Source organism: Kribbella sindirgiensis (assembly GCF_004331435.1).
Taxonomy (GTDB): domain Bacteria; phylum Actinomycetota; class Actinomycetes; order Propionibacteriales; family Kribbellaceae; genus Kribbella; species Kribbella sindirgiensis.
The window spans coordinates 423493-436447 of sequence record NZ_SJKA01000001.1; the positions used below are offsets into that span (position 1 = coordinate 423493).

The window sequence follows — 12955 nt, forward strand, 5'->3', positions numbered from 1 at the left end:
GCTACAGGTCGTCGACGTACGGGGTCTGGCCGGTGAGGTTCAGGCGCCAGTCGGTGGTTTGGGCGGTGGCGGTGAGGTCGTAGCCCTGGCGGCGGGCGGTCAGTTCGTGGCGGCCCTCGGAGGCCTCGGAGATGGTGACCTTCCAGCCGCGGGACTCGAGGGTTTCGGCGGCGAAGCCGATCTGGGCCTCGGGGTCGGGTGTGGTCGTGGGGTCGCCGGTTTCGACGGTGATCGTGCAGACCGACTCCGGTCCGCGGTCGTCGGACAGGGCACCTTGGTCGATCGGCCCGACGTCCTGGGCCACGACCGGCGTCTGACCGGGTACGACGATTGCCGCCACCGCAAGGAGTTCCGAGCGGAGGTAATTGCGGGCTTCGGTCAAGGTCACGCTTCCGTGATACACCGTACGGCCAAGCCCCGCGAGGGCACGCCGCGTTTCGGCGTCAAGAAACGACCGGCGTCTCCCCGGTGAGCGTTATCCGCCAGTCCGCCTCCCACGCGTGGACGGCGACGTCGAAGCCGTCCCGCTGGGCGGCGACGCGGTAATGACCGTTCTCCGGAGGTACGACGTCCGCTGTCCAGCCGCGTGCCCGCAGCGCGTCCGCGGCGGCCTCGACCTCGGCCACCGGATCCGGCGACCGCGGATTACCGGTCTGAACGGTGACCCTGGACACGGTCGCGGGCCCACGACCGTCGAACAGTACGCCGGGATTGATCGGCCCCGGGTCATGCGTCACCACCGGCCGCTGACCGGGTACGACGGCTGCCGCCACCGCAAGCAACTCGCTCCGCAGAAACTCGCGATCCCCTGTCATCGCCGCCGCCCTTCCGAACCCCGCCCCGCACCACCCGCGCCTCGTCCCGCAGCGTCCGGCGGGCGGCCCGCGGCGGTTTGGCCGGCGGCGGCTCCGGCGGACTCCTTCGACGGTTTGGTGAGCGCCACAACTCCGTCGTACACCTTGGACGCCATTCCCGCGACCGTGTTGAGCGGACCGCCCCACGAGGCCCCGAGGAGCAGTTTGGTCTCGGTGGACCGGCTGGTGTTCGTGGTCGTGATGCTGTCCAGGTCGCCCCGGATCACCCGCCCGATGTTGCGCAGCGCCTCGCTGTTCTCCCGGTAGTACTCGTTGTGCCAGTGCACCGACACCGGGTCCTCGCCCCGCGGGTCGACGGTCGCCATCCGGATCGCGTCCGGAAAGTTCGCCGGATCCGGCCCGTGCCACTCGGAGTAGGAGACGTAGTCCCCCGCCGCGCGCTCGGTGAACAGCCGGGTCGGCGGCTGGACGAAGTCAGCGGCCTCGTCGACGTACTTCGCGATCCCCGGCGAACCCGTCATCACCAGGTACTTCGGCCGGGCGCCGGCCCGCACCGCCTCCGCGCCCACGTCGGTGCCGTAGGAGTGCGTGACCAGCGAGACGTCGGCATCGTCCGCCTTCAGTTCGTCGACCTCGTCGAGGAACGCCGCGAGCCGTGGACCGGCCTCGACCGCCGCGTCCTGGCTCGCGGCCTCCAGCAGGTTCTTCGGTGAGTCGTAGTCCATCCACACCACGACCGCCGTGTCCGGTCCCGCCTCGGTCCGGATCAGGTCGCCGCGATCCGCCTGGCCGTTGAACGTGTCCAGGCTGTTCCCCATCCCGGGAACGAGGACCGCGATGTGCTTCGCCTTCTGAAGATCGCCGAGGACCTCGACCGCACGCCCTTGTCCCTCGGGATCCACCGAGTAGAACTGCCGCGGCCGCTGGACCTCGACGACGTTGCCGTCGGCATCCGTTTCGGACACCGTGACCGGAGTGAGCAGCTCCTTGACCGTCTCCAGCCGCTTCTGCTGGTCGTCACTCGCCGTGCCGGCGTCGACGGCGGCCTGCAGCCGATCGCGCGCCGCGACCAGCACGGCATGACTCGCACGGAACCGTTCGGCAAGCTCGTCGAACTCAACCATCGTGACTCCCCGTGACAGCCGGTCACCTGGGCGTGCAACCGGGCCAGTCGCAGTTTGTCAGGCCTAAGGCGTCAAGGCCAGTGACCAGTTGCCGGAGTGGTACGAGAGGTTGATCGCGGCCAGGGGGCGTACGTCGACGTGGCGGAGCGATTCCGCCGGCGCGTCGACGACGTACAGGACGATCGCGCGGACGACCGCCGGATGGACGATCGCGAGCGTGGAGCCGTGCTCTCGTGCCGCCAGATCGCCCAGCCAATCAGCGACCCGGGTGAGTACGTCGTTCTCGGTCTCGCCGCCGGGCGTGGCGGTGTGCGGCCGCTCGAGCCACGCCGCCACCTGTGTCGGCTCGGCCGCGAGCAGTTCCTCCAGCCCGCGTCCGGTCCACTCGCCGTACTCACGGTCCCGCAACGCCGGCTCCACGACCGGGTCCAGCCCGAGTACGGCGGCTGTGCCTACGGCGGCCCGCTCCGGACCGGCGTACACGGCGTCGGCGGACAGCTTCAGCTCGCGCGCCGCCTCGACACTCGCCGGATCCGGCTCGGCGTCTCCACCGAGCACGAGTCCGCGCAACGCGGGCGTCAAGACATGCGCGAGCAGCGTCAGAGACTGGGGTGCGGTCAAGCGGCAGCAACCTTCGATCGGCTCGGCCGGCGGTCCACCGCGACCGCGTACCCGAATCCGAGCAGGAGCCACAGCGTCGCCTGCGTACCGAGCGAGGCGAACCGGAACTGCCACAGCAGCGTAGCGGGAAACGTCTCCGGAACCTCGTTGATCCGCGGCAGAATCAGGTACGCCGCCACGACGGTGACGACCAGCCCGACGACACCGCCCGCGAGCCGGGCGACCTCGCCGTACCGCGCGGCCCACCGGGACAGCGCGACACCGGCCCAGACCGCGAGCAGGCCGATCACGAGCGTCAGGAGGTACGTGACCGTCCGCTTCGTGATCGTGTCCGGATCGCCCACCGCGGGCGGATTCGGCGGGTACTTGAGGAACGGGACCAGCACGACGCCGACGAAACCCGCCGCGGCGAGCCCGAGCGCGGCGTACGCGTCGTTCCCGGTCCGGAGCTTGCGGCGCAGCAGCGTGAACGCGACCGCGAACAGTCCGCCGAGCGCGACGCCGTACAGACTGGTGGCGAGGAACAGCCCTGCCCGCTGGCCGTCACGGCTGACGAGCGGCTCTTCCTCTTCGGCGGCAGCAGGCTCGGTGTTGTCGCCATGGTCATGGGTGTGCGCGTGACTGCCGGCCTCTTCGATCGCGATCGCCGCGTCGACACGCGACTCGCCCAGCACGTAGGCGAACGTTCCGGCCAGCAGGCCGGCGAAGAGTCCGACGATCAGTCCGCGCACCAGGAGCGATCCGAAGGTACGCATGATTTTCGTCGTCTAGTGGCTGTGCTAGTGACAGGGCACGCCGAGAAGATGCCGGCCGTCGTGCATCAGCTCGTGCAGGTACATCCCGGACCGGGACACCGCACCCTGGTCGAACCCGACCAGATACGCGAGCAGCAGCATCAGGCCGACGCTGAGCAGCGCGGCAGCGAGAAGCTTGGGCGAGAGAGCCGGTACGGCGACCGACTGGGCAGGAGCTGCCATCTGAACTGAACCTCCTGGGGAAGTGCGCGTCCCCTTAGAAAGGCTGCGAGTGCCCGAGCGTCCTGACTTACGAGCCGAAACTCGATCACAGTGGCGCGGCCGCGCCGGCTTCTCACCGGCTTCCCTCATGGCACCGCAGGTTGACCCCCGAACCGTAGAGCCCCCACCACACCCCGGTCAACGCACCACGACCCCCCGGTGACCTATCCCACCCACACCAACGAAGCCAGGACGAATGCAGGAAGCCCACGCGTGCTCCGCGACGCGTGCGCGGCTGGTTTGGGGAGTTCTTCCTTCCCGAAATGGGCTGTAGTGCTCCCCGGTCCCGACTCGGATGATGTCGTCGTCCGGCAGGTCGCGTTTGCGGTAGCGCGTGTCCGGCTGCGTGGTGGTCACTTTCCAAGTAGCAGGCGTTACTTCACAAGCGCTGCACCGTCGCGGTTCAGTGGCTGCGGAGCGCTCTCCTGAACTACTCTGGGGAGATGCCGTCCGCTCATCATCTGTTGGCGTTTGCTGTTACTGCGTTCATCATCATCGTTGTGCCGGGGCCCAGTGTGTTGTTCATTGTGGGGCGGGCGCTCGCGGTGGGGCGGCGGGAAGCTGTGTTGACGATGGTGGGGAACACGGTGGGGGCGGCGGTCCTGCTGGGTGGGATCTCGGTGGGGCTGGGGACGTTGATCGCGGCCAGTGCGGTGGCGTTGACCGTGGTGAAGCTTGTCGGGGCGGCGTATCTGATCTATCTCGGGGTGCAGGCGTTTCGGTCGCGGAAGTCGCTGGTCGAGGCGATGCGCGGTACGGCGACGCCGAGCACGACCCGGCGGACCATCCGCCAGGGGTTCCTGGTGGGGGTGACGAACGCGAAGACGGCGGTGTTCTTCGCTGCTGTGCTGCCGCAGTTCGTCGACAAGGGGGCCAGTGCGCCGGCGTCGGCGCAGATCCTGATCCTCGGGCTGATCTTCATTCTGATCGCGCTCGCCTCTGACAGCGTCTGGGCGTTCGTGGCCGGTACGGCGCGCGAGTGGTTCGCGCGCTCACCGCGCCGGCTGGAGATGGTCGGGGGCGCCGGCGGTCTGATGATCATCGGTCTCGGCGCGAGTATCGCGGTCACCGGCTCCAAGGAGTAGCGGTACGGCGCCCTGCGGGTACTCCGAGCAGTGCGAGCAACGCGGGAAGCCCGAAGGCGACCAGGTACGCGAGTACGGCGGAATGCGGTTCCATGGCCGCGAACAGCGACCCTCCGATCGCCAGGATCGTTGCTGTCGACAACGAGTCGCTGAGCTGCAGGGCCGAGCTGTTGGCACCTTGTTCGTCGCGTTCGGAGTACTCCAGGACCAGCACCGACAGGGTCGGGAACACGGTTCCCATACCCAGACCGGTCAGGCTCCAGCCGACAATGCCGACCAGTACCGGGACGTCCGGGTTGAGCGTCAGTGCGGCCGTGATGATCCCGACCAGGATCGCGAGCATGCCGGCCTGCAGGAAGACCGCGTGGGAGAACGGCTGGTGCGGCCTGCCGCGGTACCACGATGCGGCGGACCAGCTCAGTGCGCTGACCGTCAGCACGAGACCGGCGAGCGCCGGCGACAGGCCACGTTCCCGGGTGAGCATCAACGGCAAGAACACCTCAGCGCCGAACCCGGAGGCCGCGACCAGCCCGCGCAGCGCGATCACCGATGGCAGTCCGCGCCCGAACGCGAACGTCCCCGACGGCAGCAGCCGCGGTCCGAAAGCCACCACCCCGCCAAGACCGATCACGAGCAGAACGATCTGTACGACGCCACGCTGCTGTCCGCCGTAGTGCAGCAGCCCGACACCCACCGCGGCCGCGGCCGCCCACAGCGCCCGCTTGTCCCACAGCTTCCCTGGACGTACGTCGTACGCGCTCCCGCGGGCCAGGCCGGGACGCATGACGAGCGCGGCCGGGATCGCGATCGCGGGTACGGCGAGGAACACGAGCCGCCAGTTGGCGTGCTCGACGACAAGGCCGGCGATCGCGGGACCGACGAGGGACGGTACGACCCAGCCGGTCGCGAACGCGGCGAAGATCCGCGGGCGGAGGCGGGCCGGGTACAGCTGACCCACGACGACGTACAGCGCGACCGTGAGCAGACCGGAGCCGAAGCCTTGGATGATGCGGCCCGCGACGAGGACCTCCATCGACGGCGCCAGGCCCGCGATCAGCAGTCCGGCGAGGAACCACGCCGTACCGTGCCAGAGCGGCCGGGTCGGGCCTTTCAGGTCGCTCCAGGTGCCGGAGACAACCATCGCGACCACGCCGGAGGCGAGTGGGCCGCCGAACGCGAGCGCGTACAGGTTGAGGCCGTCGAGCGCCTGCGCGACGGTCGGCATCGCGGTCGCGACCGCCAGGGACTCGAACGCGACCAGGGTGATCAGCGCGACCATCCCGACGGTCAGTGCGCGGTACTGCGGGGAAAGGACGCCGCCTGTCTCAACGGTCGGCTCGGCAACGGTGGTCATGTCGACGACCATCGCTGCTCAAGTGCACTTTAAGTCAACTAGAGAACTGCGGCGAGGACGAGAGCGAGGATCGGCGGTACTGCCTGGGGGGCGGCGGCGCGGATCATGCGGCGGTCGGAGGCGACGAGCACGATGCCGGCGCCGGCCATGCACGCGCACGCGAAGAGCGCGATGGCGTGGCCCTTGTCGCCGCCCCAGATCAGGCCGCCGAGCGCGCCGATCGCCAGGAACAGGTTGTAGAAGCCCTGGTTGAACGCCCACGGCCGAGCGGTCTCCACCTCGGTGTCCTTCACCAGGAACCGCCGGTAGGTACTCGGCGTACGGAACAGCACGCTTTCCATGGCGAACACGACCACATGGAACACACCCGCGATGCCGACGAAGATCTGCGCGATCACGCTCATGCCGGGAAAGTACCGCTACGCGCGCCAATCCGTGGCGAAGGCGCGCGCTGGGTTGTTCCGGAACACCGCTTCGGCGATGTCCGCACCGAAGTACCGCGTGATCCGCGGCCTGAGGTGGGTCAGCAGGTACGGCATCCCGGGCCCCTCGCCGGTCGCGGCGCGGGCACGGGCCGTCGTGGTGTCGCCGCCGAGCAGCAGGCGGTCGGCGTACCCCGCGTCGATGAGCGCCGCGAGGCAATCGGTCAGCCGTGGATCGGTCGCGTTGTTGGCCCGCGACGGCCCGTCGAACGCCAGCCACGCACCCCGCTGCGCCAGCTCGAGATGCACGCGATGATCGGGAAACCGGTTGAGATGCCCGAGGATCACAGCGGCCGGATGGACGTCGAGCGTGTCGACGAGCAGATCGAGTACGGCGTCCGCTGCGGAACCGAGCTCGTGATGGACGGCGATCGGCGCGTTGGTCGCGTGATGGGCCTCGGCCGCTGCCCGCAGGACGAGCTCGGCATGCCCGTCGAGGACGTGGAACCCGCCGGCCACCTTGATCAGCCCGGCGCGGACCGGTGTGTCTCCGATTCCGGTCGTCAGCTCGCGGACGAAGATCTCGGCCAGCTGGTCCTGCACCTTGTCGACGTACCCGTCCGGGTAGTGCTCGCGCCGGTGCAGGCCGGTGGCCGCGACGATCGAAACGCCTGTGCTGGTGGAGATTCCGGGCAGCAGACCGGCTTGCCGGTTCAGTCCGTGCGGGGTCCATTGCACGATCGCCTGGCCGCCCGCGTCCGCGAACGCCCGTACCTCGGCAATCGCTGCCGCCTCGTCGTCCAGCTCCTGCCCGGGAAGCACAGCCGAGCGGAAGAACAGGTGGTCATGCGAGTCGGTCACGCCGAGCGCTTCCGGCACGAGGTCGTTCAGGACCGTACGGATCCGCATCAGAACCTCTCTGTCAGGTCACGGCACCAGCAGTGGAACCGTACCCGTCGGGTCAACCGCGGAGGGCAGTCAGTACCGCGAGAACCCGGCGGTTCACATCGGCCGAGGGTTCCAGTTGGAGCTTGCGGAACAGGTGAGCGCAGGTTGCCTCGACGGTGCGCTCGCTGATGTGGAGTTCCCCGGCGATAGCCGAGTTGGACCGTCCCTCCGCCATCAGCGCCAGAATGTCTCGCTCCCGGCTCGTGAGCTGGGTCAGGGGCGAGTCCGGTCGCCGTCGCCGCATCAGCCGCGACACGATCGTCGGGTCGAGGACACATTCGCCGTCGGCGACCCGCCGGAGTGCATCCACGAGTACGGCGATGTCGGACACGCGTTCCTTGAGCAGATAGCCGACGCCACCGGGTTGATCCGCGAGAAGGCGGGATGCGTACCGGCTCTCGACGTACTGGCTCAGCACGACCACCGCCGTAGCGGGGTACTGCTCGCGGATCCGGCGAGCGGCCACCAAGCCTTCGTCGGTGTGGGTCGGCGGCATCCGGATGTCCACGATCGCGGCATCCGGCGTACCGAGTGCGACCAGGCGGAGCAGTTCGTCGGCATCAGCGGCCTCACCGATGACGTCGATACCGGCGTCACCGAGCAGGCGCGCGAGGCCCGAGCGGATCAGCATGACATCGTCCGCGATCACGACTCGCATGGGATCACCGCCGTCACCATGTAGCCGCCGGCCTCGGGATCGGACCAGGTGACCTCTCCCCCGACCGCACCGACCCGGTCGCCGATCGCCGTGAGATCCGGTGTCCGGATGGTCGCGGACTCCGTCTCCACCCTGACGGTCAGCGACTTCGCGACCTGGCGGACCTCGATCCGGCACCGGGTGGCAACAGATGGTTGTACGACGCTACCGACTGCGGCAGCGACAGTCGCATAAGCAGCCATCGCCACCTCCGTTGTCAGCGCGTCGGTGACCTGCGTCGTAAGCTCCGCCGGTACGTCGGATGCCGCCACGAGCTCCACCAGAGCCTGCTCGAGACCCTCGTCGGCGAGCACGCTCGGAAACACTCCGTGCGCCAGCCGACGCAACTGGCTGAGAGCGTCGCCGACCTTGTTCTCCACCCTCTCGATCGTGATGCGGGTGTCCTGGTCGGCCTCGGCGCGGGCGATGCGCAACTGGAGACCTACGCCGACCAGCCGTTGCTGCGCGCCGTCGTGCAGGTCGCGCTCGATCCGCCGGCGTTCGCCGTCCGACGCGACGACGACCCGGCGCTGTGACGCGCGGACCTCTGCCATCCGCGACCGAGCGACCGTCGACAACTGTGCATTGTGAAGCGCCAACCGGGTGACCGGGGACAGGCCCGCGAGGATCTCCGCCGGGTCCACGGTGCGAGCGGCGACAAGCCGAACGGTCGGCGCCGAGCCGTCGGTCAGGACCACGGTTCGGGCCGGCTCGGGTGGTTCCACGACGGCCGCGCCGGCCGGGTCGAGCCAGCGGTCCTCACCCAGGACAGCGAACTGGACATCGACGACGGCTCCGCGCCGTACGGACTCTGCCGACAGGCCGGCCACCACCCTGTCGACGGCCGCGCGGGTCCGCAGAACACGCAGGTGCAGCAGGCACACCGCTGCTCCGACAGCGGCGACGGCCAACGGCTCCAGCGGGAGTCTGACGGCTGACGGCGTCATGTTCTCGAAGGTCAGCCACCGTACGACGGCCAGCCCTCCGAGCGCCGTCAGAGCAGCCAGGGCCGCGCCACTCACCAGCCGAGCCGAACGGGTCCTGAGAGTCGCGGCGACCGCGACTCCACCGATCACAGCGATGCCGACGATGACCGCCGTGGTGATCGCCATCGTGGAGCGGGTCCCGACCAGCTCGCCGAGGAGTGGCGAGAGGTCGGCACAGGTCTGGGCGCAGCCCGGATCGGCGAACGGGTCATACGCCAGCACGTGCACGCCGGCAGCAACGACTGCGATCCCGGCGATGACGATCACGAGCCGGTCCGCTCGTGGCTCTACTCGGGCCGGCCAGAGTAGAGCCGTCGCGGCGATCGCGGCCACCGCCAGTGGTCTCGTTGCGAGAATAGCGCCGCGCAACGAGTCCGGCAGCCACTCCTGAGAGGCCCACAGCGGCAGGATCGCCGCAACGCCGGCCAGCGCGAGCGCTGCTGAGGCGCGGCCGCTGTGCGACCGTGCGGCCCAGGCCCCAGCGACGGAGACCGTGGCGGCCACGGCGACGACCAGCACATACCAGGCCGGCAGCCGCTGAACCGTGGCTGCGTTCGGGTTGGCGAACGCGAACGGCAGCACGCAGAGCACCACGACCGCGGCCGACAGCACCGTCGCGGACACGGCCATACCTGCACTGCGCACCGCTACCACCGGGCCTGCCCCCGCCACCATGGTCACGCTTCCCATTGTGCGCTTGTGAAGTCACAGTTGGGTGCAGTGGTAGCCACATTCGATCCGCGTGCCAACACGGTCGGCAGAAGACAGCGCCACTCGTAGCGTCCGGAGTACTGGACGTTACTCAACGTCCAATCTTCTGGACGTAGGGGGAGAAACCATGAACGTACTGCGCAGGCGCGGTCTCAGCTACAGCCTCGTCGGCATCATGCTGATGGCACCGCTCGGCTGTAGTGGTGCGAAGGCAGTCGACAAGGCCGGTGGGGACAGCGCCGTACTGACGCTGGCCACCATCGACGACGTGAACGACAACGGTCAGTCGTTCGGACCGCAGGCCTTCGTCGACAACCTCCGCACGGTGTCCGGCGGCAAGCTGAAGGTCGAGATCAAGAAGAACTACGGCGAAGGCGACGCACAGGCCGAATCCGCCATCGTGAAGGCGATCGCGGCCGGCGAGATCGACGGTGGCTGGCCGTCGACGCGGGCCTTCGCGGGAGCCGGGATCACCAGCCTCAAGGCCGTCGAGGCGCCGATGACCATCACCAGCTATACCGCGGAGAAGCAGCTGGTGACAGCGCCGGTCGCCAAGTCCCTGCTCGCCAGCTTGGACAGCACCGGAGTCGTCGGCCTCGGACTGGCCGTCGGACCGCTTCGCCGGCCGTTCGCCGCGAAGAAGCCGCTGCTCGGACCGGCTGACTGGACGGGTACGCGGTTCCGGACCTACAACTCGCCCGTGCAGGAAGATGCCATCCGGGCGCTCGGCGGTACGCCGGTGAACTTCGGGATCGAGTGGGGCGGTGAGGTCAAGGCCGGTCGTCTTCGCGGCGCCGAGTTCGACGTTCCGCAGTACGCCAGGAACGACACCGTTCTGGCCCTCCAGGTCACCGCCAATGTCGTGCTCTGGCCGAAGGTCTTCGTCCTGAGCTTCAGCCGGCAACGGTTCGAGGCCCTGACCGAGCAGCAGCGAAGCTGGATCCGGGATGCGGCACAGCGAGCGACGAGGGCGTCTGTCGAGGCCACCTACGAGGAGTCGGCCATCGCCGGCGAGATGTGTAGCGACGGCATCCGTTTCATCACCGCCACACCAGGTGAGGTCGCCGGCCTACGCAGGAAACTGCAGCCTGTACTCGACCGGCTTGCGGCCGACCCGAAGAGCGGGCCGATGCTGAAGGACATCCAGGCCATCGCGACGGCCAATCCCCTGGCTGACGTCCCGAACGTGCCAGAAGCCTGTCGGCAGACGGGTAAGGAAGCTCCTGCCGCCAAGATCCCTCAACAGGTCTCCGCGCTGCCGAGCGGTGTCTACCGGGTGGAAATCACCCTCGAGGACGTGCACGCAGCAGGTCTGGACAACAGCGACGGAAATTCGGGGACCTGGACCCTGACTGTGCGGAACGGAACGTTCGAGGTCCGCTGCCGGCCCATCGGCGACCCAAGCGATGACTGCGGTGGCACCATCACCGACGGTGTGCTCGGCGCAGGAGATCTCCGCGGCACCGGTCACCAGGTCTGGCTCGTGCCCAAGGGAAAGGACCATCCGGTCCAGTTCACCTGGGCGGTCGACGGCAACACTCTCGTTCTCAGCGAGTCGTCCGCCCCAAAGGGGGCGGAGATGATCCTCGAGCCGTGGCAGAAGATCGGCTAGGACAGACGGCGTCGGCAAGGGACGGTGGCAGTCACCGTCGTACCGGCTCCGGGTGGACTCTCCACCCGGAGCCTGCCGTCGAGTACAGCCAGTCGGTCGGACAGGCCGGTCAGTCCCGATCCGGACACGTCGGCTCCACCGCGCCCGTCGTCGGTGACGCTGACCTGCAGCAGATCGCCGTACCGGCATACGTCGATCTTGATCCGGCCGGCGCCGGCGTGCTTGGCCGCATTGGCCAATGCCTCTGAACAGACATAGAACAACGCGGTCTCGGCAGCGGCGTCACCGGCAGAGTCGTCGCCGTAGCTGATCACCACCTCGGCCGGAGCTCGCGCCGCGAGGATCTCGAGGGCATCGCGCAGCCTTCCCTCCCCCAGCGTCGCCGGTGGAATGCCTGCCACCAGGTCGCCGATCTCCGCGATCGCAGCTACGAGTTCTGATCCCACAATGCCCAAGGCGGTCCCTGTCCCGACGCGCACGTCGGCGAGTTCAGCCTGGGCGTCCCTCAAGAAGGCTGCCACCTTCTGCCCCAGCTCTTCCGCCACCTCCTCCCGCTGACGGTCTGCGGCTGCGACAACTCGCGCACGCGCCGCCTCCAGCTCGCGCAGCCGGGCCAATTGCTCCTCCTGCAGCCGGATGTTGGCCACCGCCAGCCGCACGGCTGTCGCGACCGCCCGGGCAGTCAGCGGATCCTCCAGCGCCGCCGACTGATGCACGACGACAGCCACCGGTACGTCGTCCTCGCTCACCATGAGCAGCTGTCGATCTGCCTGCCCACCAGCGAAGTCCTGCCAGCGATGGACTCTGAGGCTCGGATCGCCGAGCGCCTCTCCGAGCACGGAGGCGAAGCCGTCGAGTCCGGCCAACGGTCGACTGACCAGGACCGCGTCGGCGAGCCGTCGCCGTACTCGTAGCGCCGACCAGTACGCGACGGGGAAGGTCACGGCGACGAGCCCGAGGACGACCTGGTAGTCAAGGAGGGCGAGCGCCGGATCGAACGACTCCTCGCCGCGGGCGAGCGACCAGCTGATGCCAAGTGTCACTGCCACTGCGACGGCTGCCGTCACCGGGTACCACCGAGCGCTCGGTGGACGCATCACGGCGCAGACGGCGACCAGAGCGAAGAGCAGAGCCACCCCGGGTTGCGGGACGAAGCCGAGAGCCACCACTCCCGCGAGCGCGGCCACCAGCCAGGCGAATCGGCCGCGGATCAGGCCAGTCGGAAATGCCACCAACGCCACCGCAAGCACTGCCTGATGCAGCGGGAGGGCCTGCAGGAAGACAGATCCCAGCAGCCATGCACCACCTACGACGGCAACCATCACTCGCTGACGAGCGGGCCCGGTGGGCAAGGCCCCGGCAAGGATGAAGGCGCCACCGACAGCGACGTCCACAGCCATCCGCCAGCCGTCGACCTGGGATGCCAGGTCAGCCCGCACGGCCAGCATCACCAGCCCACCAGTTGCGACCACCCCAGCCGCGAGCCTGATCATGCCTCCGACTGTCGTCCGGCCGGCTTCCAAGAGCAAGCGGACGGAAACGCACAAAAGGCCCAGTCGCGGTG

Annotated in this window: 14 protein-coding genes and 1 riboswitch; of the genes, 2 read left to right on the forward strand and 12 right to left on the reverse strand. The window is 68.8% G+C overall.

Annotated features, from left to right (window positions below; genetic code table 11):
• Window position 1 precedes the first annotated feature (1 nt).
• The 6 genes from E0H50_RS02095 to E0H50_RS02120 all read right to left on the reverse strand — a co-directional run bounded on the left by E0H50_RS02095 (window position 2) and on the right by E0H50_RS02120 (window position 3537).
• Window positions 2-388 (reverse strand): hypothetical protein, encoded by a 387-nt coding sequence (locus E0H50_RS02095; protein WP_238150715.1) that lies wholly within the window; start codon window positions 386-388, stop codon window positions 2-4.
• Window positions 389-443: 55 nt separating this feature from the next.
• Window positions 444-815 carry a hypothetical protein gene (locus tag E0H50_RS02100; RefSeq protein WP_131284135.1) on the reverse strand — a complete coding sequence of 124 codons (372 nt, stop codon included), beginning with the start codon at window positions 813-815 and terminating at the stop codon, window positions 444-446.
• Window positions 812-1939, reverse strand: a complete 1128-nt coding sequence (locus E0H50_RS02105) for an alpha/beta hydrolase (protein ID WP_131284137.1) — start codon at window positions 1937-1939, stop codon at window positions 812-814. The genes E0H50_RS02100 and E0H50_RS02105 overlap by 4 nt, the downstream gene beginning before the upstream one ends.
• A gap of 63 nt (window positions 1940-2002) precedes the next feature.
• The gene (locus E0H50_RS02110; protein WP_131284139.1) at window positions 2003-2560 is read right to left on the reverse strand and encodes a histidine phosphatase family protein; all 558 of its coding nucleotides are present in this window, start codon (window positions 2558-2560) and stop codon (window positions 2003-2005) included.
• On the reverse strand, window positions 2557-3315 hold the full coding sequence (locus E0H50_RS02115; RefSeq protein ID WP_131284141.1) for a CbtA family protein: 759 nt from the start codon (window positions 3313-3315) through the stop codon (window positions 2557-2559). The genes E0H50_RS02110 and E0H50_RS02115 overlap by 4 nt, the downstream gene beginning before the upstream one ends.
• A gap of 24 nt (window positions 3316-3339) precedes the next feature.
• Window positions 3340-3537 carry a CbtB domain-containing protein gene (locus tag E0H50_RS02120; RefSeq protein WP_131284143.1) on the reverse strand — a complete coding sequence of 66 codons (198 nt, stop codon included), beginning with the start codon at window positions 3535-3537 and terminating at the stop codon, window positions 3340-3342.
• Window positions 3538-3571: 34 nt separating this feature from the next.
• A riboswitch (cobalamin riboswitch) is annotated at window positions 3572-3716 on the reverse strand.
• A 303-nt stretch (window positions 3717-4019) separates the two neighbouring features.
• Between E0H50_RS02120 and E0H50_RS02125 the strand changes: the two genes are divergently transcribed.
• Window positions 4020-4661, forward strand: a complete 642-nt coding sequence (locus E0H50_RS02125) for a LysE family translocator (RefSeq protein WP_131284145.1) — start codon at window positions 4020-4022, stop codon at window positions 4659-4661.
• On the opposite strand, the gene E0H50_RS02130 is transcribed toward E0H50_RS02125, so the two are convergent.
• From E0H50_RS02130 to E0H50_RS02150, 5 genes are read right to left on the reverse strand one after another with little or no spacing between them, the layout of a single operon-like run.
• On the reverse strand, window positions 4642-6015 hold the full coding sequence (locus E0H50_RS02130; protein WP_131284147.1) for an MFS transporter: 1374 nt from the start codon (window positions 6013-6015) through the stop codon (window positions 4642-4644). The two genes, E0H50_RS02125 and E0H50_RS02130, sit on opposite strands and share 20 nt — an antisense overlap.
• 38 nt (window positions 6016-6053) lie before the next feature.
• On the reverse strand, window positions 6054-6419 hold the full coding sequence (locus E0H50_RS02135) for a DUF1304 domain-containing protein (RefSeq protein ID WP_131284149.1): 366 nt from the start codon (window positions 6417-6419) through the stop codon (window positions 6054-6056).
• A 15-nt stretch (window positions 6420-6434) separates the two neighbouring features.
• Window positions 6435-7346, reverse strand: a complete 912-nt coding sequence (locus tag E0H50_RS02140) for a phosphotriesterase family protein (RefSeq protein ID WP_131284152.1) — start codon at window positions 7344-7346, stop codon at window positions 6435-6437.
• A gap of 52 nt (window positions 7347-7398) precedes the next feature.
• Window positions 7399-8043: a response regulator transcription factor gene (locus E0H50_RS02145; RefSeq protein WP_131284154.1), complete on the reverse strand. Its 645-nt coding sequence runs from the start codon at window positions 8041-8043 to the stop codon at window positions 7399-7401.
• Window positions 8031-9743, reverse strand: a complete 1713-nt coding sequence (locus E0H50_RS02150; protein WP_238150772.1) for a sensor histidine kinase — start codon at window positions 9741-9743, stop codon at window positions 8031-8033. The genes E0H50_RS02145 and E0H50_RS02150 overlap by 13 nt, the downstream gene beginning before the upstream one ends.
• A gap of 163 nt (window positions 9744-9906) precedes the next feature.
• Between E0H50_RS02150 and E0H50_RS02155 the strand changes: the two genes are divergently transcribed.
• A complete protein-coding gene (locus tag E0H50_RS02155; protein ID WP_131284158.1) occupies window positions 9907-11391 on the forward strand; it encodes a TRAP transporter substrate-binding protein in 1485 nt (494 codons plus the stop codon).
• Here E0H50_RS02155 and E0H50_RS02160 read toward each other — a convergent pair.
• Window positions 11388-12884 carry a sensor histidine kinase gene (locus E0H50_RS02160; RefSeq protein WP_131284160.1) on the reverse strand — a complete coding sequence of 499 codons (1497 nt, stop codon included), beginning with the start codon at window positions 12882-12884 and terminating at the stop codon, window positions 11388-11390. The genes E0H50_RS02155 and E0H50_RS02160 overlap by 4 nt on opposite strands.
• Window positions 12885-12955 lie beyond the last annotated feature (71 nt).